Source organism: Oceanobacter sp. ABM4_470, assembly GCF_056158645.1.
Map to the genome: position 1 here is coordinate 2,846,828 of NZ_JBSWTR010000001.1, position 22,225 is coordinate 2,869,052.

The 22,225-nt window shown below is 56.6% G+C and carries 21 protein-coding genes; 9 read left to right on the forward strand and 12 right to left on the reverse strand.

Annotation, left to right across the window (positions count from 1 at the left end; translation table 11 throughout):
• Window positions 1–29: 29 nt before the first annotated feature.
• Entirely contained in the window at window positions 30–2,564 is a 2,535-nt protein-coding gene (locus ACXADJ_RS12505; RefSeq protein ID WP_475066401.1) for an ABC transporter permease, read from the reverse strand.
• Complete coding sequence (locus tag ACXADJ_RS12510) at window positions 2,561–3,394, reverse strand: ABC transporter ATP-binding protein (protein ID WP_475066405.1); 834 nt, start codon at window positions 3,392–3,394, stop codon at window positions 2,561–2,563. The genes ACXADJ_RS12505 and ACXADJ_RS12510 overlap by 4 nt, the downstream gene beginning before the upstream one ends.
• Here ACXADJ_RS12510 and ACXADJ_RS12515 point away from each other — a divergent pair.
• Together ACXADJ_RS12515 and ACXADJ_RS12520 are read left to right on the forward strand one after the other, a co-directional pair.
• Window positions 3,393–4,040: an arylesterase gene (locus tag ACXADJ_RS12515; protein WP_475066407.1), complete on the forward strand. Its 648-nt coding sequence runs from the start codon at window positions 3,393–3,395 to the stop codon at window positions 4,038–4,040. The two genes, ACXADJ_RS12510 and ACXADJ_RS12515, sit on opposite strands and share 2 nt — an antisense overlap.
• Window positions 4,041–4,072: 32 nt before the next feature.
• Entirely contained in the window at window positions 4,073–4,873 is an 801-nt protein-coding gene (locus tag ACXADJ_RS12520) for an inositol monophosphatase family protein (RefSeq protein WP_475066409.1), read from the forward strand.
• 21 nt (window positions 4,874–4,894) lie between these two features.
• Here ACXADJ_RS12520 and ACXADJ_RS12525 read toward each other — a convergent pair whose 3' ends face one another.
• Window positions 4,895–6,016, reverse strand: coding sequence for a lipase secretion chaperone (locus tag ACXADJ_RS12525; RefSeq protein WP_475066411.1), 1,122 nt, complete (start codon window positions 6,014–6,016; stop codon window positions 4,895–4,897).
• The gene (locus ACXADJ_RS12530) at window positions 6,017–6,955 is read right to left on the reverse strand and encodes an esterase/lipase family protein (RefSeq protein ID WP_475066413.1); all 939 of its coding nucleotides are present in this window, start codon (window positions 6,953–6,955) and stop codon (window positions 6,017–6,019) included.
• Window positions 6,956–7,298: 343 nt separating this feature from the next.
• Between ACXADJ_RS12530 and ACXADJ_RS12535 the strand changes: the two genes are divergently transcribed.
• Entirely contained in the window at window positions 7,299–7,718 is a 420-nt protein-coding gene (locus ACXADJ_RS12535; RefSeq protein WP_051219067.1) for a CBS domain-containing protein, read from the forward strand.
• Window positions 7,719–7,773: 55 nt separating this feature from the next.
• Here ACXADJ_RS12535 and ACXADJ_RS12540 read toward each other — a convergent pair whose 3' ends face one another.
• On the reverse strand, window positions 7,774–8,283 hold the full coding sequence (locus tag ACXADJ_RS12540) for a GAF domain-containing protein (protein WP_475066417.1): 510 nt from the start codon (window positions 8,281–8,283) through the stop codon (window positions 7,774–7,776).
• A gap of 424 nt (window positions 8,284–8,707) precedes the next feature.
• On the opposite strand from ACXADJ_RS12540, the gene ACXADJ_RS12545 reads away from it, so the two are divergent.
• Window positions 8,708–9,043, forward strand: coding sequence for a TraR/DksA family transcriptional regulator (locus ACXADJ_RS12545; RefSeq protein ID WP_475066418.1), 336 nt, complete (start codon window positions 8,708–8,710; stop codon window positions 9,041–9,043).
• Window positions 9,044–9,072: 29 nt separating this feature from the next.
• Here the strand turns inward: ACXADJ_RS12545 and ACXADJ_RS12550 are convergent, their stop codons facing one another.
• From ACXADJ_RS12550 to ACXADJ_RS12580, 7 genes are all read right to left on the reverse strand, one after another.
• Complete coding sequence (locus ACXADJ_RS12550; protein ID WP_475066421.1) at window positions 9,073–9,519, reverse strand: OsmC family protein; 447 nt, start codon at window positions 9,517–9,519, stop codon at window positions 9,073–9,075.
• A 26-nt stretch (window positions 9,520–9,545) separates the two neighbouring features.
• Window positions 9,546–9,926 carry a rhodanese-like domain-containing protein gene (locus tag ACXADJ_RS12555; RefSeq protein WP_028293218.1) on the reverse strand — a complete coding sequence of 127 codons (381 nt, stop codon included), beginning with the start codon at window positions 9,924–9,926 and terminating at the stop codon, window positions 9,546–9,548.
• A gap of 155 nt (window positions 9,927–10,081) precedes the next feature.
• Window positions 10,082–11,230, reverse strand: coding sequence for a M48 family metallopeptidase (locus tag ACXADJ_RS12560; RefSeq protein WP_475066423.1), 1,149 nt, complete (start codon window positions 11,228–11,230; stop codon window positions 10,082–10,084).
• Window positions 11,230–12,318 (reverse strand): YjgN family protein, encoded by a 1,089-nt coding sequence (locus ACXADJ_RS12565; RefSeq protein WP_475066425.1) that lies wholly within the window; start codon window positions 12,316–12,318, stop codon window positions 11,230–11,232. The genes ACXADJ_RS12560 and ACXADJ_RS12565 overlap by 1 nt, the downstream gene beginning before the upstream one ends.
• A 175-nt stretch (window positions 12,319–12,493) precedes the next feature.
• Window positions 12,494–12,604 (reverse strand): cytochrome bd-I oxidase subunit CydX, encoded by a 111-nt coding sequence (cydX, locus tag ACXADJ_RS12570; protein WP_028293216.1) that lies wholly within the window; start codon window positions 12,602–12,604, stop codon window positions 12,494–12,496.
• A gap of 63 nt (window positions 12,605–12,667) precedes the next feature.
• Entirely contained in the window at window positions 12,668–13,807 is a 1,140-nt protein-coding gene (gene cydB / locus ACXADJ_RS12575) for a cytochrome d ubiquinol oxidase subunit II (protein WP_475066427.1), read from the reverse strand.
• Window positions 13,808–13,822: 15 nt separating this feature from the next.
• Window positions 13,823–15,451 (reverse strand): cytochrome ubiquinol oxidase subunit I, encoded by a 1,629-nt coding sequence (locus tag ACXADJ_RS12580; protein WP_475066429.1) that lies wholly within the window; start codon window positions 15,449–15,451, stop codon window positions 13,823–13,825.
• Between the two features lie 468 nt (window positions 15,452–15,919).
• On the opposite strand from ACXADJ_RS12580, the gene ACXADJ_RS12585 reads away from it, so the two are divergent.
• From ACXADJ_RS12585 to ACXADJ_RS12605, 5 genes are all read left to right on the forward strand, one after another.
• On the forward strand, window positions 15,920–17,356 hold the full coding sequence (locus ACXADJ_RS12585) for a sigma-54 interaction domain-containing protein (protein WP_475066431.1): 1,437 nt from the start codon (window positions 15,920–15,922) through the stop codon (window positions 17,354–17,356).
• A gap of 385 nt (window positions 17,357–17,741) precedes the next feature.
• Window positions 17,742–18,575, forward strand: coding sequence for a TRAP transporter TatT component family protein (locus ACXADJ_RS12590; protein WP_475066433.1), 834 nt, complete (start codon window positions 17,742–17,744; stop codon window positions 18,573–18,575).
• 30 nt (window positions 18,576–18,605) lie between these two features.
• Entirely contained in the window at window positions 18,606–19,601 is a 996-nt protein-coding gene (locus ACXADJ_RS12595) for a TRAP transporter substrate-binding protein (RefSeq protein WP_475066435.1), read from the forward strand.
• A 68-nt stretch (window positions 19,602–19,669) separates the two neighbouring features.
• Window positions 19,670–20,200 (forward strand): TRAP transporter small permease, encoded by a 531-nt coding sequence (locus tag ACXADJ_RS12600; RefSeq protein WP_475066437.1) that lies wholly within the window; start codon window positions 19,670–19,672, stop codon window positions 20,198–20,200.
• Window positions 20,197–21,486, forward strand: coding sequence for a TRAP transporter large permease (locus ACXADJ_RS12605; protein WP_475066438.1), 1,290 nt, complete (start codon window positions 20,197–20,199; stop codon window positions 21,484–21,486). Before ACXADJ_RS12600 ends, ACXADJ_RS12605 begins: the two co-directional genes overlap by 4 nt.
• The last annotated feature ends 739 nt before the right edge of the window (window positions 21,487–22,225 follow it).

Consider the following 22,225-nt stretch of genomic DNA (forward strand, 5'->3'; position numbering starts at 1 on the left):
GACACACCACAAACGGCTGCATCCGCCGATCAGCCCAATTCGCGAATAACCCGCAGCGGTGCCACCCGTACGGTTTTGCGCAGCAAGCCACTGCCGAGCAGTGCCAGTGCCAATGCCGCGACCACTGGCAACCACAGCCAGATAAGGCCCAAACCGTTGTACGGAATATTGAGCGCAAAGGTGTACAGCGACCAACACAGCAGCTCCGCCGACACCAGCGCCATGACCGAAGCGACCAGTCCCAGCAAACCAAATTCAGTCAGTTGCGCCTTGCGAATCACATCGGTACTGGCGCCCAGCGTTCGCAGTAATGCGCCTTCCTGCAAGCGTTCACGCAGACTGGCCACCAGCGCCGATACCATCACCAGCACCGCGGCAACCAACACCACCACCAGAATCAGCTCAACCGCCAGGGTAATTTGCTGCAACAGGGTATGCAGCTGGGTCAGCAGTGCCTGCATATCCAGAATATTCACCGCCGGGAATTCCCGAATCAGGCTGGTCAACTCGGCTTGCTCGCCATCTGGCACGTTAAAGCTGGTGATATAGCTCGGTGGCAGTTTTTCCATAATGTCCGGCGAGAACATCATAAAGAAGTTGGGGCTCAGCGAGGTCCAGTCCACTTCGCGGAAGCTGCTGACTTCGGCGTCAAAATCGACCCCGGCCGCACGGAACGCCAGCGTATCGCCCAGTTTCACACCCAGGCGCTCGGCCAGTTCGACTTCCATCGACAACTGTCCGGGCTCGGACATACTCCAGTCCCCCGCCACCACGCGGTTGGAGTCCGGCAGCTGATCATCTGCGGTGAGTGCCAGATCGCGGTCAATGGCGCCAACACGGTCGAGTTTGAGTTCCTGAATGCTGGTGCCGTTAATTTCCAGCAACCGCCCCGGCACCATTGGATAGAGAGTTTTCGACACAAAACCACGGGACTCCAGTGCCTGTTCAAAGCCGTCCTTGTCGTAGCTCTGAATGTTCAGCGCGAATACGTTGGGAGCGTCCTGCGGCAGGCTGTTTTGCCAGTCGGCCAAGAGGTCATTACGCAACATGGCAATCACAATCATCACCTGCAAGGTCAGCGAGAAGGCCAGAATCTGGCCGGCGGTCTGGCGGCTATTGCGGCTCAGATGCTGCCAGGCGAAGCGCAGGTTGAGCGGTAAATCGCGATTGGCCAGACGCTTGCGCAACAGCACAATCACCCCTTGCAGCCCGGCCAGCAACACCAGCACCAGTGCCGTGCCACCGCCCATCACCAGTAATGTCAGTAACAGGTCACCGGTGAACACCCACAGCAGCAGCGCCAACGACACAATGGCCACGGCAGTGATCATCCAACCCGCCAGCGGCACCGGCGTCAGGTCCCGACGCAGCACCCGTAACGGCGCAACGTTGGCCAACGGCAGCAGATGAGGCACACCAAAGCCCAACAGAGTAACCAGCCCGGAGCTGAGACCCAGCAGCCAGGCCAGCGCCGGAGCAGCAGGCAGTTGTTCTGGCAGCACCTCTGCCAACAGCGAAATAATCGCCGCCTGAAATCCCAGTGCCAGCAACGCACCAATGGCAGCGGCGGCCAGTCCCAGCATCAGCAATTGCCACAAATACAGCTTGAGCACGTCGTTACGCTTGAGGCCAAAGGTGCGCATCAGGGCACTGATGTCGAAATGGCGCTGGGCATAGCGCTGGGCCGAAATTGCCACCGCAATACTGGCCAGAACCACCGCCAGCAGCGATGCCAACGCCAGATATTCCCGCGCACGATCCAGCGAGCGCGACATCCGCCGGTTACCTTCTTCGAGGGTTTCAATACGCTGCTTGTCGGTCAGCGGGAAGCTGTCTTCAAACTGCTGTAATTGCGCTGGCGAACCTTCCAGCAGCAGTCGATAACGCAGACGGCTACCGGGGCCCAATAGTGGGCTGTTTTGCACGTCGTCCCAGTGCACCATCATGCGTGGCGACAAGCTGTAAAAACCGCCGCCGCGATCGGATTCTTCGGTGATTTCCCCGGTTACCCGGAACACGCTGTCGCCCAGTTCAATGTCATCCCCCACGCTGGCGTTCAGCAGCGCCAACAAGCGTGGTTCCACCCAGGCTTCGCCCTGTGATGGGCCATGGTTTTGCAGTTGCGGCTGTTGGTTGCCCGCGGTAATCACGTTCAGACGCGCTTGCATCGGGTAGTTGTCATCGACGGCCTTGATCGCCGCCAGCGTCATATCGTCGCCATGCAGCACCACACTTGGAAACGTCAGTGCCTGTGCTTGTTTGAGGCCCAGCTCAGCCGGTATCGCCAGCTGCTCGTCACTGAACGCCTTGCTGGAGCGCACCCGCATATCAGCACCAAGCCAGGCCGAGGATTTGTCGTCCAGCGCCAGTTCCAGCCGTGAACTGAACAGCGAAATCGCGGTGGTAGAAGTTACCGCAATCAACAGTGCCAGAAGGATCAGCGTCAGCTCGCCACTGCGGGCTTCGCGCCACAGCAGTCGCCAGGCCAGCGCCCACTGTCGCAACAATGGCATGGAGCGGCTTGCGGGTGTTGCTGAAGCGTTGCCAGAGTAAGTCGTGTTCATGACCCCTCCTGCACAGTGTCCACGGGGCTAACGTCTTCCAGATGGCCATCGGTCATACGCACCTGACGCTGACAACGATCCGCCAGTTGCGGGTCGTGAGTGACCAGCACCAGCGTGGTGCCGCGTTCACGGTTCATGGCGAACAGCAGATCTTCTACCTGCTTGCCGGTATTGCGGTCTAGGTTGCCGGTCGGTTCATCGGCAAAGAGGATTTTGGGTTCACCGGCAAAGGCCCGGGCCAAAGCGACCCGCTGCTGTTCACCGCCAGACAGCTGGCTGGGGTAATGGTCCAGACGATGGCTGAGGCCAACGCTCTCCAACAGCGCTCGGGCTTCTGCCCGGGCATTGCCAGCCTGGGCACGGATTTCCAGCGGCAGCATGACGTTTTCCAACGCGGTCAAACCCGGCAGCAGCTGGAAGTTCTGGAACACAAAGCTGACGCCTTCCGCACGTACCGCGGCACGCTGGTCTTCGTCCAGCTGTTGCAGTGGATAACCCAGCAGCTGAATGGCACCGGAAGTCGGCAAATCCAGCCCGGCCATGATTCCCAGCAAGGTCGATTTACCACTACCGGAGGCACCCACAATGGCCAAACTGGTGCCTTGTGCCACTTGCAGCGACACCTGATTCAACAGTGTCAACGAATCGCCACTGGCGGCTTGCACGGTTTTGCCAACCGCGGTTAACTCAAGCACATTCACGGCTGCCGAGGCGGCGATGGAATCTGTTGCAGCCGCTGCTGTCCCAGTCTGGTTGCCCTCTGATGGCTGTGAACCTTCTGAAATCGAAAAGGAATCCCGTGTGCTGGCGTCATTTTCTACTTTACTCATGAATCGTTCCCAATCCGTGCGGTTATTGGTGCTGACGTGCTTGTTGGCGCTGGCTTCAGGCCCGGCTCGTGCGGCGTCAGATCACCCGGTTATTCTGATCGTCGGAGACAGTATTAGTGCGGGTTTTGGCGTCCCGGTTCAACAGGGCTACGCCTCCCTGCTGGAACAGCAATTACAGGAACACATGGCGGGTATACAAGTGGTTAACGCCAGTGTCAGTGGTGATACTACCCAAGGTGGCGTGGCGCGATTACCGCAACTGCTGGAACAGCACCATCCAGATCTGCTGTTGATTGAACTGGGCGGCAATGATGGCCTGCGCGGCACACCGCTGAAACTGATCCGCCAGAACATCGAGCGAATGATCCGCATGGCTGAAGAGCGCGGCACCATGGTGATGTTGCTGGGCATGCAGATTCCGCCAAACTATGGCCAGCGTTACACCAAGGGCTTTGCCGATATTTATCCACAACTGGCTGAGCAGTACGACACTCTGCTGGTGCCGTTTTTACTGGAAGGCGTTGCCACTAACCCTGAGCTGATGCAAGGCGACGGCATTCATCCCACCGCCGAAGCCCAACCGATATTGCAGCAGCTGGTCATGGATGAACTGCAACTGTGGCTGGAGCTGCATCAAGGCAAATAACCCGAATTTTCATCACGTTTTAGAGATAACCCATGAGCCAATACCAACCCATGATGGATCTGGCGCTCACGCTGGCACGTGATGCCGGTGACGAGATCGCCCGCCAGCGCAGTGCACTGGAAATCAACTTCAAATACGACGGTGCCGAGCTGGTAACCCAGGCCGATGTTGCCGCCGACAAACTGATTAACGAAGGCATCAAAGCGGCCTTTCCGGATCACGATATTCTGTCGGAAGAATTGGGGCCGGATAACGAAACCGACTGCGAGCACCTGTGGATCATCGACCCCATCGACGGCACCGTGAACTACGCCCACGGCCACGCACAGGTGGCGGTATCCATTGCTTACTACCATAACGGCGACTGCAAGGCAGCGGTGGTTCATAACCCGTTTGCGGAAGAAACCTTTGAAGCCATGACGGGTAAAGGCGCGTTCCTGAACGACCAGCCGATTGAAGTGTCTGGCAAGCAGGACATGCGTCGAGCCATTGTTGGCACCGGCTTCCCCTACCAGAAGGACGGAATCGACGAGCTGATGAAGCGCGTTACTGCGGTGCTGAAACACTGTGGTGATATTCGTCGGCTCGGTGCGGCGTCACTGGATATTTGCTGGGTCGCCTGTGGCCGTCTGGATGCCTATTACGAAACCGTCAAACCGTGGGACTTTGCTGCCGCGCAGTTGATTGCCCGCGAAGCAGGCGCTCAATTTGGCCATATCTACCCCATTCCGCAGGGGCTGAACCCACAGATTTACAGCCACAACATTATGGTTGCCACACCGGATCTGTTTGAACCGATGCAGCAGCTGTTGATCGATGCGGATCGCTCTTGATCGTTCAGCTTTCGGCAGCACTTAATCATCCGATGTCGAAAGCGTCAGCCACTGCAACGCCGCCGTCAGACGGCGTTGCTCTGCCGCACTGAAATTGGTTTGGCGGTAGCTTTGTAACTGACGTTCGCGGGCTTCTGTGGTTTGTTCACTGGCTAACGACTGCTCGAATTGTTGATAGGCCTGCAATCGTTGTTGCCACTGCTGCTGATGGCTGTCCAGTTGCGCCAGCCGCTGAGCGGCAGCCTCGCCATATTGCCGGGCTCTCTCCTGATAAACCCGTTCCTGATCAACCTGATCCTGAGCGACCTGCCCCTGAACAACTTCGCCCTGGGTTGCATCACTGCCATCAGCGGTCTGATCACGGTAAGCATTCCCCGACAGCAGCGGATTATCCAACAACAGCTGACTTTGCTGGCGGGCGTGCTGCAAGGCCTCCGGCATTTGCGCCAACGCCTGTTGAACCTGCTCGTCAGAGGCTTGCCCCAACTGCTGCTGACGACGGGCCAGCAAGTAGCGATCAAGCGCTTCGTCGTCGGCAAAAAACGCACGAACCACATCAGCCTCGAAATACTGACGGCGCAAACGTTCCACCCAGTCCAGCCGCTGTTGCAGATCGGTCAGGGTCATTTGCGACAAACTGCGGGCCGAGCGCTCGTCGTAGTCGGCCAGCGCCCGTCGGTAATCCATCCACTGGCTCATCAGCGACAAGGCCTGATCCCGCCCCGGCTGTGGCAGCTGGTTAATCTGCCGAATCATTTCAGCCGTCACCTGCTCCAGCGACCATTCCCCCTGCACCGACAACCAGCCATCCAACCAGTGACGCAATTGCCGATCAATAATCAGCTGGCTACGAGCATCCACTCGCAAACGACCATCGGGCGAGGCCCCACGAAATGTGTTCAGTTGCAGCGCCTGCTCTGACGGTATGGCCTCCCGACGCCCGGCCAACAAGGCCAGTTGATCGCCAGCATTAATTGAGGACGTTCCGTTGGAAGACGGCTGCGCCAGAGTATGCACCGGCACCGGCTGCCAAAGCGTCAGTACCAGCCAATACGCCCCCAGGCACAGCAGGGTAGAAACCAGCAACAGCACCAGCAAGCGCAACCGGCTTGCTGGTGTGTGGTTCAGCACAGAAGCGGGCATTTACAGACCGGCCTGCTGCAAACGATTGGCATGGGTACGGAATACCGCCAGCGGATCGGTTTCGGTGAGGTGATGAATACCAAAGGTCTGGTTGATTTCATCCAGATGGTTCATGCGGAAATCGTTGCGCACCACCATGCCCAAATTGGCATCACAGGCGCCGACCAAACCGTCGTTAGGGGTGTTGCTGTCAAAGAAAACAGACGCCACCACGGTAACGCTTTCGAGCGGATCAAGAATATTGGTCAGTGGCTCAGCGCCTGCCCAGGAGTAGTAACGCACGCCGTTGTATTCATAGTCGCCCTCGCCACAGGCGGAGGCCGGAATGCCACCCGGATGCTGCTGGTTGAACGCCATCGCATCGGCGGTGGTCATGGACGCCAATGAAGCGATCACATCCTGCTCATAGCCGCCACCCGAGAGGAAATCGATGGCCGTTGCCAGCGCCGTGGCCAGCCCCTCCACCGCACCAGTCAATGGCGAGCCGCCCTGATACCAGTCGTAGACGCCATCCGCCACCGGGGTGCCTTTGTTAACACCCGATACTGAAGTCACCGAAGCAATGATGTCCGGGCGGACCGATGCCGCATAACGGGTGGTCGGGCCACCGTGGCTGTGGCCAATCAGGTTGACCTTGTCGGCACCGGTAATGGCCAACACCTGTTCGATTTCCAGAATCAGCTGTTCTCCCCTCACCTCGGGTGAATTGGAGTTGGCCACCGAGGTAATAAATACCTGGGCGCCGTCGGCTTGCAGGGTTTCCGGCACCTTGTACCAGTAGTCCACCCCAAGAATGGCATCAAAGCCAAACAGGCCGTGGGCCAGCACAATGGGATAACGGGTAGCGGTATAACCGCCATCTGACTGGTCAGACATGGCATGGGTCCAGGCCGGCAGGCACACCAGTGCCAGCAGCAGTGCTCGTGTTGCTCGGGTCATGAGGTCGTCTCCTGTGAGCTTCTCTGGCAAGCGAGCCGATACCCGCTTGCAGAAATTCCCTGAATTATTTTTATTAGTGAGTTTTTCTCAACATGGTATTGAGATTTGAGAACATCTAACAAAGCCCCGAGCAGGACATAGGACAGACTGGGCCAGCGCCAACGGATTCTGACGGCGAACCGGTGCTTGTCTTATTGCAGCACAAAAAATGATCAAAACGGGACAACCAGTCAGATGACACTGAGCGCCTTTTTCAACCCACTCGCCCGCGTTCTGACAAAGACCTGCGTTCTGGCAAATACCTGCTTTACTTAAGACAGGCTCCCAATCACAGATACTCGCCATGAAACACGTTCACGAATTGATGAAAACCGAACTGCTGACGCATACCCCGGATGAGACCCTGCGCGATGCGGAACAGACCATGGGTGAACACAAGATTCGCCACCTGCCGATCGTCGATGGCGACGGCCATTTGGTGGGTTTGATGAGTCAGAAAGAGTTTCTGGCAGAAGCGTTTAAAATCACCGATAAATTCGGTGCGCATCATTTGCAGGAATATCTGGCCAAAACGACCATCGACAAGTGCATGCAGACTGAGCTGCACACGGTCAAAGCCGACAGCCTGCTGAAAGACGCTGCCGAGCTGATTCGCACCAATCGCCATCAAGGCTGCGCTCTGGTAGTCGATGACAGCAACAAATTGGTAGGGCTTTTGACCTCACAGGACTTCGTCAAACTGGCCGCTGAACTGCTGGGATAGATCCCTCAGATCAGAGCAGGTATAGGTCCCACAGATCGGAGCTGGACCAGATCCCTCAGATCGGAATATCTTCACGAAAACGGGCCAGCACCTGCTCCACCAGGTGGCCCCACAACGAGCAATACACCACCATGGTGTCGTCGAAATAATCGATCTGATGGGAATTCAGAAACAACACCCCCATCAGTTGCTCGTTTTCAAACAAGGGCATGGTGAAGCTGGCCCGATACCCCTGCCCCAACAACTGTTCCGTGTGTTCACTGGAATCAACCGAGCGGAAGTTGCGCATGTCGTTCACCACTCGAATGCCGCGGTCATCCACCAGCTCCTGCAATGACGGAACTGCCGCCAACGGTGCGCTGTAGCCCGCCAACACCTGACGGCTTTCGCCATCGCAACTGAACGCTGACAACACGCCATTAGCAGAGTCGTACAGGGCAATGGAGAACCGGTCCAGCCCGGAATATTGCAGTCGCAGCGCCCAATACAAATGTTGCAGTCGCTCGGTCATGGAGCCAGCAATGCCGGAATACTGGTCGCGGTAACGTTGTTCTGAGAGTTTCATAAGGCGTCTCCGGAGTCAGCTTGAGCGGAACGGCGTACCACATCACTCTATCCGAGCCATGCAGCCCAACGCCTGACGCACATCAAGATGCGCCGGCGCAAACAGGCAGATTCTGGAATCGACAACAACAGCGGTTAACGCTACAGGGGACATCTATTTAATCCGGTGCTCACTCTGGGCTACCGGCTGGTTTCGAATCACGAAGCCGACTTGCAGGCCTGACGGGTCAAGTCAAAAGTCGGCGACACAGAGTCGAGATCATCCGGCAGCCCCCGCAGGGCGCGGGTTGCCGCTGCCCAGTGCGGTGTTGACGAACTTGAAAAGGACTCGTCATTTCGCTGCATTCGTCGCCTTGCACTGAACAACGGCAACACTCGCGCAGAGCCGTGCAGGATTAAATAGATGTCCCCTACAGGAGGCGATCATGGATCAGGATGTATTGCGCAAACGACTGGAATTGGAACTGTACGAACTCACGGAGCGTTCACAGCGGGCAGAATCGCACGCTCTGCACACCGATGCCGCGGTACCGGGAGACTTCGCCGAGCAAGCCACCGAACGGGAAAACGACGATGTCTTGCTGGAAATCAGCCACGAGGCGCAGACCAAGGCCCAACAGATTCGTCAGGCCATTCAGCGCGTTGATCAGGGCGTCTACGGAGAATGTTTTGAATGCGGCGAAGCCATCAGCGATGCCCGGTTGGCGGCTGTGCCTTACGCCTTGCGTTGTTATCAGTGTGAGTCCATTCAGAAGGCTTGAGCCTGCATCGGCTCAAGCCTTCCGTGCGACTAAAAAACCGGTTCCACCACCACATCACAGAGAATGGAATTGGCAATAAAGCAGTGTTCATGGGCTTTGTGGTGCATAGCCACGACCGCTGCCTCGTCCGGCTGCTTATCGCCGCTGAACACCACTGCGGGTCGTAGCCGAATGGTAGCAACGGCAAATTTGCCGTCATCACGCTTGACCAGTTCAGCGACGGGCTGGTCATCATAGGATTCAACGATCAGGCGCTTTTTCGCCGCCAGCGCCAGAAACGTCAACATGTGACAGCTGGCCAGTGAGGCCGCCAACAGCTTTTCCGGGTCGGTGCCCATGTCGTTGTTGGCCGCCGCTGCCGGAATCACCACGTCATTACCGACGTCGAGCTGATGACCCTTGTTGTAGCCTGTGTGGCTGAAGTGGCCGTCGGAGCGCCAGCTCAAACGGGTGCTATGGATTGATACGGTTTCCATCATCTTCACCTGTGTTTGCGAGCACGTTACTGATACTGGCCCGGATCAATTTCGACCTGATGCACGTCCCCTTGCCAGCCATCAAAGCCCCCCACCAGCATACGGACCTTGTCGAATCCCATCTGCTTCAATGTGTGTGCCGCCAGCGTACTACGACCACCGTTCTTGCAGTACAGCAAGATCGGCTGCTGAGGATCGGTCAATGCAGGGTGAGCCCCCACCCGGAATTCCAGTACACCGCGCGGCACATTCACCGCCGTGGGCAAATGGCCCATGTCGAACTCGGCGGCCTCACGGACGTCCAGCACCACCACGCCCTGTTGCAGCCATTGCTCGGCCTCATCCCCCGTGATGGGAGTTACTGAGGCCTGCGCCTGTTGCAGCATGTCTTCTTTGGTTATTGCCATGTCACCTCTCCTGTTAGGGCCAGAGCCAACTGTCCCGCTGTACGATGTACCAACAGAATACAACACCAGATAAACATAAAGGAATATAGATTGTAAAAAAACAGCCCGGGCGCAAGTAAAGTAAGGCCCGGGCTTATTCTGCCTGCGCTACCAGCCTATTGAGCCTGCTGGTAACACTGTCGCCAGCTGCCGCCTTCTTGCTGACAATGGGCAATGCTTCTGGCCAGCTCGATGCGTTCATTGGTCATCGGATGGGTGCTGAGGTATTCCATCAGTTGCTGACGATTGGATTCTTCCAGCCAGCCGCTGCTGTCCGTGTCTTCCGAGGCAGCCGTTGCTTCCAGCTCACGGTTATTCCCTTGCAACAACAGCATGGCGCGGGCAAAGTCATTGGCATCGCGGCCACTGTCGGCCAACTTGCGGAAGGCATACAAGTCGGCTTCGCGTTCCATATCCCGCGAAAAGCCGTTCTGCACCAACCCCACACCAGCACCCAGCATCACGTCCGCAATCCCATCCACCGAGCCCAACATCATGGCAATGGCCAGCGACATGGTCGCACTCTGGGCCATCATTTCGATGCCGTGGCGATGATGCACATGGCCAACCTCATGCAGCAGCACCGCGTTCAGGGCATCAGGGTCATCCTGCATCAGGTGTACCAGCCGGTCGGTGAGCACCAGCGTGCCGTCCGGCAAGGCAAAGGCATTGGCAACCGCATCGTCATCGCCCCACTGACGGAAGGTCAGCTGATAGCGTTGCGGTTCCAGCCCAGCCCGGTCTGCCAGTTGCAGCCATTGCTGATTCACCGCCAGGCGCTGTTGCTTGCTCAGTGTCGAGGGAGAAAACAGCGTTGCATCGAGGGTATCCAGCGTCCCGCTACTGCTGCTTTTGATGACCACTTCAGGAACGTGATCGGCCACCACCACCGACAGCATGGGAACCCCTTTCACCAGCGTCCAGGCGGTGACGACAGGCACCAGCAAGGCTGCGGCAAGAATCGCCAGCCAATGGTTTTCCAACCACTCCAGCCAGCGCGAACGCAAGGCCGCCGATGGCCAGCGCCAATCAGGATCATCGGGGATAAAGCGCGAACCGTCGGCAAACAGCACTTCCTGCGGCAAACCGGGAATGGCAGCCGCCAGATCGAATTGCTCTGGGCTGGCGTAATGCAAACCGGCGTTGTCCTGCTGTTGCAGCACCTGAATCGCACCGGTGTCATCAGAACGTGCAACGGCGGCCGTTGAACGGGCCGCCGCTGCAAATTGAAACACGCCGCGAACGGCAGTCAGACCATCGGACATTAGCCCAGCACTGCCGTACCAACGTCCAGCAGATCGGCGGCTTCTTCACCGAAGGCACTGTCACGGCTTTCAACGCGGTTTACTACGGCGTCAGCAGCCACCGGATCGACGGCGATTTCAGTGTGCTGACTCAGCAAACGCGCCATGCGAATACGAGTTACCGGGAACGCCAGACCCAGTGTAAAGACCAGCATCAGCAAGTTGGTCAGCATCATCAGTGCGGTGGCGCCAGCAGGCACATCGCTTTTGAAGCTTGCCACATGGCCAACCGTCAGGTTGTTCATCACGTGGTTGCGAATACGCGCTACCCAGATACCACGAATCAACTCCATGCCGGCAATGAACACCAGATATACACCAATAGCACCCAAAATCACGCTGGCACTTGGGGCATCGGCTACCGCGATGGCAAAGAAGGCAGCGCCACCAGCGGCAAAGATCACCGCGTACAAGACCACCATGAACGCACCACAAATCAGGGCGGTGATGTAGTACTCACCAGTGCGGTTGTTCAGCTCAAACGCCTGATCGCCCCACTTGACGTGGTTATGAAGGTAATTGTCGATTTCCCTGGTCACCCATGGCATCGCCAAAAACAGGGTAAATACGCTCAGCATCGGAAACACAAAGAAGCGCAGCAGCATGCCGCCATACGTGCCGGTGAAGTCAAAGCGAACATTGCGGTAAGAGGTCATACGCAGCGCAAAACGGACGCCTTGCAGGATCAGCCACGGCAGCGCGCCGATAAACACCAGCGAAATAACCAGTTGGATCGCCGGGTGAATGGCACCAATAAAACTCGCCACAACAATCACCGCCAACGCGATCAAACGGCCTTTCAGAATCTGGATAGGTGTTGCCAGAAAAGCAAAGCGATGGCTATCTACCGAGGTATGACCGTACAGGTATTGGGTGTTGCGTACTTTCGCCCATGGGCTGTACAGCCCCAGGGTAACCAGTGTCAGCAAGGCGTTCACGATCCACAGACGGAAATATTCGCCGCCTTTGCCACTGAATTGAATGCGAGAAACCCGAGCGTTCGCCGGGGATGAAGACGCTGCCGCGGCAGCCGGTGAGTTCGCTTCCATACGATGCTCCAGGAAATCCGTTGAATGGTGTTCAGGCTATATTCAGCCAACACGACGCGTTATAAGCAGCGCCGTTTTCCTGAACAAGCCGTCATCATTCTGTTTGAGAACCAGTGCCAGCTTCCTTGCTCACAACGGTTACTGGTTCTCGTTTTCAGATGGAACCAACGCCCAATCAGGCGTCGGCATCGCGGTCCATGTCTTCGTAAAATTCCAGCCACATGGCATTCATGATGCCAAATGAACAGGCCAGTAATACACCAAGAATCCAGGCAAAGTACCACATCGTATTTTCCTCTCTCAGGTGTCTCACAGGCCCATCCAACCAGACCTGCAAGACCAGTCAGTATCAGTAAGTGCTGTATTTGTTGGCTTCAATAAAGTCAGTGGTCAGACGGCCCCACATTTTGTAGTAGCCCCACACGGTGTAAGCCAGAATGATGGGCACAAACACCATCGCTACCCAGAACATAATGGTCAGCGTCATCTCGCTGGACACCACGTCCCACATGGTCAGGCTGTGGTTGGCGTTCAGACTGGATGGCATCAGGAACGGGAACATCGAGAAGCCCGCTGTCAGGATGATGCCAGCCACCGCCACAGAGCTGGAGATAAACGCCAGCGTGGACTTGTTGGACGCCGAGAACAAAGCCGTTGCCGCCAGCCCCAGGAAGCCCAGCAGCGGCGCTGCAATCATCCATGGGTAGAGGCCGTAGTTATTCAACCAGCCACCGGTTTCAGTGATCACGGTTTTATCCAGCGGTGTGATCACACCGGCGGTGTCTTTGGTGGTGGCCACAATGCTGTAACCATCAATGCCCATCCAGATCCAGATGCCCGCCAGCGCAAACAGCGCTGCCACCAGCACCGCCAAAGCGGCACCCCAACGACGGGCACGGTTATGCAACTCGCCCACAGTACGCATTTGCAACCAGGTCGCCCCGTGCATCATCAGCATGCCCAGCGATACCAGTCCACACACCAGCGCAAACGGGTTCAGCAGCGCCCAGAACGAACCGGTATAGAAAGAACGCATGTACTCATCAAAGTGGAACGGAACCCCCAACAGCAGGTTGCCAAACGCCACACCAAACACCAGCGAAGGCACCGCGCCGCCAATCGACAGGCCGGTATCCCACAGTAAGCGCCAGAGGTCGTCGTCGACCTTGGCGCGGTATTCAAAGCCTACCGGACGAAAAAACAGGCTGAACAACACCAGCAGCAAGGCCCAGTAAAAGCCGGAAAACGCCACCGCATAGACCACTGGCCAAGCCGCAAAAATCGCCCCACCGGCGGTGATAAACCACACCTGGTTCCCGTCCCAGTGCGGGCCGACGGTATTGAGCATGACCCGGCGCTCGTTATCGGTGCGACCAATGATGCGCAGCAGGGCTGTGACACCCATATCGAACCCGTCGGTAACGGCAAAGCCGATCAGCAACACGCCAATCAGAACCCACCAAACGACTTTTAATACTTCGTATTCCATTGTTGGCTCTCCTGATCAGGCGTTGTCTTTGCGAGACAGCATGGGTTGAGTGGCTGGGGTAGCAGCGCCGGTCAGGCCGCTGTCTGGCTGTTCAGCACCGGTTTCGTGGTGGTAACGGCCAGTGTGCAGTGCCGACGGTCCCAGACGAGCGTACTTGAACATCAGGTACACCTCGGCAATCAGGAAGCCGGTGTACAGCAGCACAAAGAAGGCGATGCTCAGAATCAGATCCAGCTCGGAACGGGTAGACGCTGACAGGAAGGTTGGCAGCACTTCGCCAATCGACCATGGCTGGCGGCCAAACTCGGCCACGAACCAGCCCATTTCACAAGCAATCCAGGGCACAGGAATCGCCCACAGCAGGGCTTTTTGCAGCCAGGTTTGCTGATCGATGGTCTGGCGGGCGGAGTGCCAGAACGCCAGCGCCACCAGAATCAACATCAGGAAGCCCATCGCCACCATGATGCGGAAGGTGAAGAACATAGGCGCTACCGGAGGAATGGAATCCCGTGCCGCCGCCTTGATTTGCTCGTCGGTAGCGTCCACGACGTTGTCGGTGTAACGCTTCAACAGCAGGCCGTAACCCAGGTCGTCTTTCACGTCGTCAAAAGCAGCAATGTTGGCTTCCGATTTGTCTCCGGCTTTCAGGTCATTGAACAGCTGATAGGCATCCATGCCGTTGCGAATGCGGCCTTCGTGCTCTACCAGCAAATCGGAAATACCGGTCACTTCCTCGGTGGTCGAACGGGTGGCAATCAGGCCCAGCACGTAAGGAATCTTGATGGCGTAATCGGTTTCCATGGTGTCTTCGTTGGGCAGACCAATCAGCGTAAACGCCGCTGGTGCCTCGTGGGTGTGCCACTCGGCTTCAATGGCCGCCAACTTGGTTTTCTGAACGTCGCCAATTTCATAGCCGGATTCGTCACCCAGCAGAATCACACTCAGAATCGCTGCCATACCAAAGCTGGATGCAATGGCAAACGAGCGACGGGCAAACGGCAGATCACGCTTTTTCAGCATGTAGTACGAAGAAATCCCCAACACAAACATGGCACCGGTGATGTAACCGGCTGACACGGTATGAACAAACTTCACCTGCGCCACCGGATTAAACAGCACGTCGGTAAAGCTGGTCATTTCCATACGCATGGTGTCAATGTTGAACTCGGCACCCACCGGGTTTTGCATCCAGCCGTTGGCAATCAGAATCCACAGCGCCGAAAAGTTGGAGCCCAGCGCCACCAGCCAGGTGGTCGCCAGATGCTGCAACTTGCTCATGCGGTCCCAGCCAAAGAAGAACAGGCCCACAAAGGTGCTTTTCAGGAAAAACGCCATCAGACCTTCAATCGCCAGCGGCGCACCGAAGATGTCTCCAACATAGTGAGAGTAGTAAGCCCAGTTGGTACCAAACTGGAATTCCATGGTCAGACCTGTGGTAACGCCCAGCGCAAAGTTGATACCGAACAACTTGCCCCAGAACTTCACCATGTCCTTATAAACCTGCTTACCCGTCATCACGTAAGCAGATTCCATAATGGCCAGAATGAACGACAACCCCAGGGTCAGGGGTACAAACAGAAAGTGATACAGCGCAGTAATCGCAAACTGCCACCGCGACAGCTCCACCATGGTTTCACTGATCATGGCTATCCTCCAAAGGCAACGCCCCAGAACGTTGATGATTAAGATGTGAGTGAATGTCACTGAATAACCGGCGCGTCACTCGCCACGCCGGGTCTGAACGATGATCGATGGGTGCTCAGCTGCCGCCGCAGCTTACCCGCCGCCCCTCACGGGACCGATGCGACCGGAAGTCGCAGCCATGAGAGATGTCAACCAACGGGTCCCTGTTTCTGAGAGGAGTAGCAAGCCGAGTGCCAGACTTTGAAATGGATCACAGGAAAGTGGTCAGTCCAATTTTTCATTGAGACACATCAATAAGCCGACTGGATTTGGACATTACGAGCCAGATAAATCGACTCACAAAAGATAACTTTGAAGGAAAATTAACTGGCCAATAAAAGCTGGTCTAGAAGATTTGTGGAAAGCTACTTGCCAATATGTCAAACCTGTCGCACCATCAGGACAAATTTGTCATAAGATTTGCCAACTATGTCAGACAACGCCTACCCAACCATTCCGGCTATTTCGTCCCTGCTGGACGCTTTTGCCTCACCGGCGATTCTGATGGACCGCAACTACGTGATTCGGGCCGCCAACCGCGCCTACCGGGAAGCTTACTCTGGCAGCACGGCATTGCTGGGCCGACACTGTTATGAAGTCTCCCATGGCTACGAAGCACCTTGCGACCGCGCTGGCGAAGACTGCCCGCTGCAAGGCTGTCTGCGCACCAATCAGCGCCAGCGGGTACTGCACATTCACAACACCCCCAATGGCAAAGAGCACATTGATGTAGAACTGACCCCGGTGCACAACAGCGCTGGCGAGATCGAATACTTCGTTGAAATCATGCATCAGGTGCATGCCCCGGACCGGTTTGAGAAAAACCGCATGGTTGGCTTCAGTCCGGCCTTTAATCAGATGCTGGAATTATTAAGCCGCGCCGCGCCGTCAGACATCAGTGTGTTGCTGCTGGGCGAATCCGGCACCGGCAAGGAACTGGCTGCCCAATACCTGCATGAACACAGCGACCGTGCCAAACGGCCGTTCGTGACCGTGGAATGCTCTGGCCTTAGCGAAAGCCTGTTTGAAAGCGAGCTATTCGGCCACGAAAAAGGCGCCTTTACCGGTGCCAGCCAGCGCAAACAAGGGCTGGTTTCGTCCGCCGAAGGCGGCACCCTGTTTCTTGACGAAGTGGGCGACATTCCACTGCCTATGCAGGTCAAACTGCTGCGTCTGATCGAAACCGGCACCTATCGCCCGGTAGGCAGCGTGACCGAACGCAAAGCCAACTTCCGACTCATTTGCGCCACCCACCGCAACCTGCTGGAAATGGTCGCCGAAGGGCGCTTCCGCCAGGACCTGTACTACCGTATATCGCCGTTCCCTATCTTGCTGCCGTCCCTTCACGAACGCCGTCAGGACATCGTGCCGATCGCCGAACGGATACTGAAACAACTGAAACACGATCGGCCGATCCAGCTGTCCGACAGCGCCCGCCGCTGGCTTGGCCAACAACACTTTGCCGGCAACATCCGCGAACTGCGCAACCGCATCGAGCGGGCAATATTGCTGTGCGACAGCGACCGCATTGAACCGCAACATCTGCAACTACCCGCCATACTGGCCTCAACCAGCCGCAGCGCTGTCCCGCTCGAAACCCGGCTCAATACAGCGGAAACCTCAATGCAGGATGGCATCGACGGCCATATCAACAACCCGACCGACGCCATTACAGACGACATTACAGACGCCTTTGCTGAAGCCTTCGCCGACCTCCCCGCCGTGCCGCTGGAAGAACTGGAAATGCACTACCTGAATGGTCTGTTGGAGAGCTACAACGGTGACAATGCCGAACTGGCTGCCGCACTCAACATCAGCGAACGCACCCTCTATCGCAAACTCGCCAAAGCCAAACAGCAGGGCTGAGGCGTCGGGCATCGGGCATCGGGCATCGGGCATCGGGCGTCTGGATTCCGGGAGCGCGGGCGGCCCGCCCGCATGGCCACATCCGCCTACTTTCCATCATGTTCTCCAGTTCACCCCACGCTGACATTCCTGTATTCACCCGGCAAATTTGCTTGCAGAGTCCAGACTTAAAATCAGGCATTCGCCCCCGGCTGCCTACCCTAATGTCAATTACTGTCACCAGCAAAACAGTGATTTACAGCCCCTGCTGACGAACCGTCAGGGCCCTTGTGAGTCAGGGTCATTAAACGGCCGCATTAAGGTGTGTACAATGGCGCGCAATTTTGAGCATTCCTGTCCGGTTATAAAGTTAATCTCGATGAGAACGTGTGAAGCGAAGTCTGTGATGAAGAAACTGATTCTCTGCCTGGCGGCCCTGTCGCTGGCTGCCTGTTCGGTTGGCAACCTGCCGAAGAACCTGTCCCGTTCGATGATGAACAACCCCAACCCGGAAGTGGTTGCCGCCGGCGCCCCAGCCTACCTGCTGCTGCTGGACGCACTGGTCCTGACCTACCCGGAAAACGAAGACTTCCTGATCTCGGCCGCCAAACTCTACGGCGCCTACTCCGGCGTATTCTCCAAAGACCCACAGCAAGCCAAAAACATGGCCGACCGCGCACTGGAGTACTCCACTCGCGCCTTGTGTGAATACGACGACGATGCCTGCGAAGCCGTCAAACAGCCACAGGACAAAATGCTGGCGGCGCTGAACGAAGACTTTGACGAAGATGACATTGAAGTCTTTTACGCCTACGCAACCGCCAAAGCCGGCTGGATTCAGGCCAACAGCGACGACTGGGGTGCCATTGCCGAACTGGGCAAAACCAAGGCCCTGATGCAATGGGTTGCGCAATACGATCCGGGTTACGACCACGGCACCTTGCAGGTGTACCTGGGCGTGATGGAAACCCAGCTGCCGCCATCACTGGGCGGCAAGCCAGAGGTTGGCAAAGCCCACTTTGAACAAGCGCAACAATACAGCAACGGCAAACACCTGATGGCCAAGGTACTGTACGCCAAGCAGTACGCCCGTCTGATGTTTGATCAGGAACTTCACGACCGCCTGCTGAACGAAGTCATCAATGCCGACCCCGAAGCCGAGGGTCTGACCCTGATTAATCGACTGGCCCAGGAAGAAGCCAAGGTGCTGCTGGCCGGTTCTGCTGAATATTTTGAATAACAATTTCAAGCAACTACTGAGAGTCCATTCATGAAGACCAAACTGATTGCCCTGGGTCTGATGTTGATCAGCTGCTGTAGCCTGACCCAGGCTGCAACCCTGAAAATCGCCACCCTGGCACCGGACGGCACCGGCTGGATGAAAGCCATGCGCGCTGCCGCCAGCCAGATCAAGACCGAAACCGACGGTCGCGTAAAAATGAAGTTCTTCCCGGGTGGCGTACAAGGCAGCGACAAAACCGTACTGCGCAAAATGCGCATTGGTCAGCTGAGCGGCGGCGCAGTATCCGCTGGAGCCCTGACCGACGTTGCCAACGAAGTGCAGCTGTACAGCCTGCCATTCACCTTCCAGACACCGGAAGAACTGTCGCAAGTTCGCGCCGAGTTCGACCCATTCATTATCAAAGCCGTTGAAGACAAGGGTTATGTGGTACTGGGCCTGACCGAAGGTGGCTTCGCCTACCTGATGGGCAACAAGCCACTGCGCACCCAGGCTGATTTCAGCGGCACCAAGGTATGGGCACCAGAAGGCGATGTGGTCAGCGCCACGGTGTTCCAGAACGCCGGTATCGACCCGATCCTGCTGCCGATCTCTGATGTGTACACCAGCCTGCAAACCGGCCTGATCGACACCGTTGGCGTCAACATGACGGCTTCCATTGCGCTGCAATGGCACACCAAACTGAGCCACACCACCGACCTGCCACTGCTGTCTTTGACGGGCATGATGGTGGTCAGCGAGAAAGCCTTCAAAAAGCTGTCCGCTGAAGACCAGGCTACTGTTCGCCGCATCATGAAAGACACCTACGCGGCCATGGACAAACAAAATGCCAAGGACGAAGCCGGTGCTCGCAAGGCACTGGAAAACAGCGGCATGACCTTCGTACAACTGACCGACGACGAAAAAGCCACCTGGCAGTCGCTGGCCGACCGCGCTCTGAAACAACTGGCCACCGAAGGTGTTTACCCGGTTGAACTTTACCAGCAACTGCAAGCCCGTCTGACCGAGCTGCGCAGCGTGCAATAATCGCTAAACCACCGGCTCCGACTGCGCCGTTCGCCGTTGGAGCCACGCCCTGATTTGAGTGATTCCCTGTGAATAAATCCCCCCTACAACGGCTGTTAGCCGCGATCCACACGCTGGAAGACAGCCTGCTGGTGATCGTGCTGGCGGTGATGGTGGTACTGGCCGCCACCGATATTCTGTCGCGCACCTTCTTTGGTGGCGGTGTGCTCTGGATCTCTCCGGCCCTGCGGGTGATGGTGCTGTGGTTGGGTCTGCTGGGCGGCATGGTGGCCACCCGCTCCCGTGAGCATATTTCGATTGATCTGGTAAACCGACTGGCCCCTGCCAAAGTCGCCCAGATGCTGTCCATCGTGACCAACGCCTTTGCGGCGTTTATTTGTGCGCTGGTCGCCTGGCACGCCAACGCCTACGTTGAAATGGCGCAAGAATTTGGCGACATCGCCTTTGGCGATATTCCAGCCTGGCCTCTGCAAGCCATTATTCCGTTCAGCTTTGGCATCATGGCGCTGCGGTTTGCCATTCAAACCCTGCAAGCCCTGTTCAATACCCTGACTGGCCGCCTGCCTGACAGCGAGCACAAGCAGGAGGCCGACGCATGAGCATTCTGGTTCCACTGATCTTGTTGCTGCTGGCGCTGTCCGGCACCCCGCTGTTTGTGGTGATTGCTGCCTCTGCCATTTGGGGCTTCTACCAGACCGACGTCGACCTGATGGTAATGGCGGTAGAAATATGGCGCATCGCCGAAATGCCGGTGCTGATTGCCATTCCCTTGTTCACCTTTGCCGGTTACCTGTTGGGTGAAAGCAAGGCCCCACAGCGTCTGGTGCGCATTACGGATGCGTTCCTCGGCTGGATGCCGGGCGGTCTGGCCATTGTCGCACTGGTCACCTGTGCGCTGTTTACCGCTTTCACCGGCGCTTCGGGTGTCACCATTGTGGCGCTGGGCGCACTGCTGGTTCCGGCGCTACAGAAGTCCGGTTATCCGGAACGATTTAACCTGGGTTTGGTCACCACATCGGGGTCATTGGGCCTGCTGTTTGCGCCGTCACTGCCGCTGATTCTGTATGGCGTTGTGGCCCAGCAAATGTCGCTGGACGTGCCTGTATCCATCGACGACCTGTTCATCGCCGGTTTGCTGCCGGGTGCCCTGATGCTGGTTGCCCTGTCGCTGTACAGCGGCTGGGTGTCTCGTAACGCCGAGCGCGACCACCAGCCATTCGACAAAGCCGAAGCCTGGGCTGCCCTGAAAGACGTACGCTGGGAAATGCCACTGCCATTTTTGGTCTTGGGCGGCATCTACGGTGGCTGGTTTGCAGTTTCTGAAGCGGCGGCCATTACGGCACTGTATGTGTTCGTGGTGAGTGTGCTGATTCGCCGTGAAATTCCATTCGGCCAGCTGTTTGGCGTGATGCGGGATTCCATGAAACTGGTGGGTGCGATCCTGTTGATTCTGGCAGTGTCCATGGCCTCCACCAATTACATGATTGATGCCGGTGTGCCAGAGCAAATCTTCGGATTTATTCAGCAACACGTATCCGACGGCTTCACTTTCCTGCTGCTGCTGACTGTGTTCCTGCTGATTCTGGGTATGATGCTGGATATCTTCTCCGCCATCGTCATTATGATTCCGATCATTCTGCCGATTGCGCTGGAGTACGGCATTCACCCAATCCACCTCGGCATCCTGTTCCTGGCTAATATGCAGCTGGGTTACTTTACCCCGCCGGTAGGCATGAACCTGTTTATTGCCAGCTTCCGCTTCAATAAACCGGTGATGGAACTGTACCGGGCAACCTTGCCGTTCTTCTTTATTCTGCTGGTGACCGTGCTGATCATCACCTTCTGGCCGGCACTGAGCCTGGGACTGCTGGGGATTGAGTCCTGAGTAACGCGGGGTCTTCGGCACCAACCAGCAGACCCCACAGGTCAAATACGACGAGAGGCGGGCTCAGTTCATCACCATGGGACTGGGCCCGTTTTCGTTTCAGTCGCGTGATACCTGCTGCTTCCGTCTGGCTTCACGATCGGCCCGATTAAAACGCATCACGTTTGCCCCCAACCAGGCAACCGCCATACATCCTATACACGCCATAAATACCATTGCGGGCTCCATAACAGTTACCTCCCTGATGACTGCTAATGAACGGGTGTGTTATTGATCGTTTTATTCTTAACAAATGCTCAAATTTCAACCAGTTTTACCACTACTGGCACTGTCTGTAAAAGCATACAGCCCATATTCCCCATCTTTGTGCACAACACTTCAGCAGACCTTCCATTGCTCTATGTCGTCATAGCGTCACAAACACGTTTTATTTGGTAACTGTGGCCAAGCAAGGCCTGAAAAGCCCTGTACGCTGTCATTATCCGATTGCATGGTTTCTGGCATGAGGCCAGGTTCACAAGGCTCGCTCGGAAGGAATTACCAAGTTATTTATCACTATGATAATTCCCGCACATTTTGTATTGGATTCGCCAATCGACGCTATAGCGAGAACCATCAACAAAGATGCGGAACTGAACCGATAATAGCCTTTCCGACTGTGCAGTTTCGCGGAAGGTAGAGAACCCAATAACGATAAATTCACATTAACTATCAGTTTTATGATTTTAATTAAATTTAT

Excerpts from the sequence above, each read along its gene's own strand:
- ACXADJ_RS12505 (WP_475066401.1), bottom strand. The coding sequence starts at position 2,564 with ATGAACACGACTTACTCTGGCAACGCTTCAGCAACACCCGCAAGCCGC.
- ACXADJ_RS12515 (WP_475066407.1), top strand. The coding sequence starts at position 3,393 with ATGAATCGTTCCCAATCCGTGCGGTTATTGGTGCTGACGTGCTTGTTG.
- ACXADJ_RS12510 (WP_475066405.1), bottom strand. The coding sequence starts at position 3,394 with ATGAGTAAAGTAGAAAATGACGCCAGCACACGGGATTCCTTTTCGATT.
- ACXADJ_RS12520 (WP_475066409.1), top strand. The coding sequence starts at position 4,073 with ATGAGCCAATACCAACCCATGATGGATCTGGCGCTCACGCTGGCACGT.
- ACXADJ_RS12525 (WP_475066411.1), bottom strand. The coding sequence starts at position 6,016 with ATGCCCGCTTCTGTGCTGAACCACACACCAGCAAGCCGGTTGCGCTTG.
- ACXADJ_RS12530 (WP_475066413.1), bottom strand. The coding sequence starts at position 6,955 with ATGACCCGAGCAACACGAGCACTGCTGCTGGCACTGGTGTGCCTGCCG.
- ACXADJ_RS12535 (WP_051219067.1), top strand. The coding sequence starts at position 7,299 with ATGAAACACGTTCACGAATTGATGAAAACCGAACTGCTGACGCATACC.
- ACXADJ_RS12540 (WP_475066417.1), bottom strand. The coding sequence starts at position 8,283 with ATGAAACTCTCAGAACAACGTTACCGCGACCAGTATTCCGGCATTGCT.
- ACXADJ_RS12545 (WP_475066418.1), top strand. The coding sequence starts at position 8,708 with ATGGATCAGGATGTATTGCGCAAACGACTGGAATTGGAACTGTACGAA.
- ACXADJ_RS12550 (WP_475066421.1), bottom strand. The coding sequence starts at position 9,519 with ATGGAAACCGTATCAATCCATAGCACCCGTTTGAGCTGGCGCTCCGAC.
- ACXADJ_RS12555 (WP_028293218.1), bottom strand. The coding sequence starts at position 9,926 with ATGGCAATAACCAAAGAAGACATGCTGCAACAGGCGCAGGCCTCAGTA.
- ACXADJ_RS12560 (WP_475066423.1), bottom strand. The coding sequence starts at position 11,230 with ATGTCCGATGGTCTGACTGCCGTTCGCGGCGTGTTTCAATTTGCAGCG.
- ACXADJ_RS12565 (WP_475066425.1), bottom strand. The coding sequence starts at position 12,318 with ATGGAAGCGAACTCACCGGCTGCCGCGGCAGCGTCTTCATCCCCGGCG.
- cydX (WP_028293216.1), bottom strand. The coding sequence starts at position 12,604 with ATGTGGTACTTTGCCTGGATTCTTGGTGTATTACTGGCCTGTTCATTT.
- cydB (WP_475066427.1), bottom strand. The coding sequence starts at position 13,807 with ATGGAATACGAAGTATTAAAAGTCGTTTGGTGGGTTCTGATTGGCGTG.
- ACXADJ_RS12580 (WP_475066429.1), bottom strand. The coding sequence starts at position 15,451 with ATGATCAGTGAAACCATGGTGGAGCTGTCGCGGTGGCAGTTTGCGATT.
- ACXADJ_RS12585 (WP_475066431.1), top strand. The coding sequence starts at position 15,920 with ATGTCAGACAACGCCTACCCAACCATTCCGGCTATTTCGTCCCTGCTG.
- ACXADJ_RS12590 (WP_475066433.1), top strand. The coding sequence starts at position 17,742 with ATGAAGAAACTGATTCTCTGCCTGGCGGCCCTGTCGCTGGCTGCCTGT.
- ACXADJ_RS12595 (WP_475066435.1), top strand. The coding sequence starts at position 18,606 with ATGAAGACCAAACTGATTGCCCTGGGTCTGATGTTGATCAGCTGCTGT.
- ACXADJ_RS12605 (WP_475066438.1), top strand. The coding sequence starts at position 20,197 with ATGAGCATTCTGGTTCCACTGATCTTGTTGCTGCTGGCGCTGTCCGGC.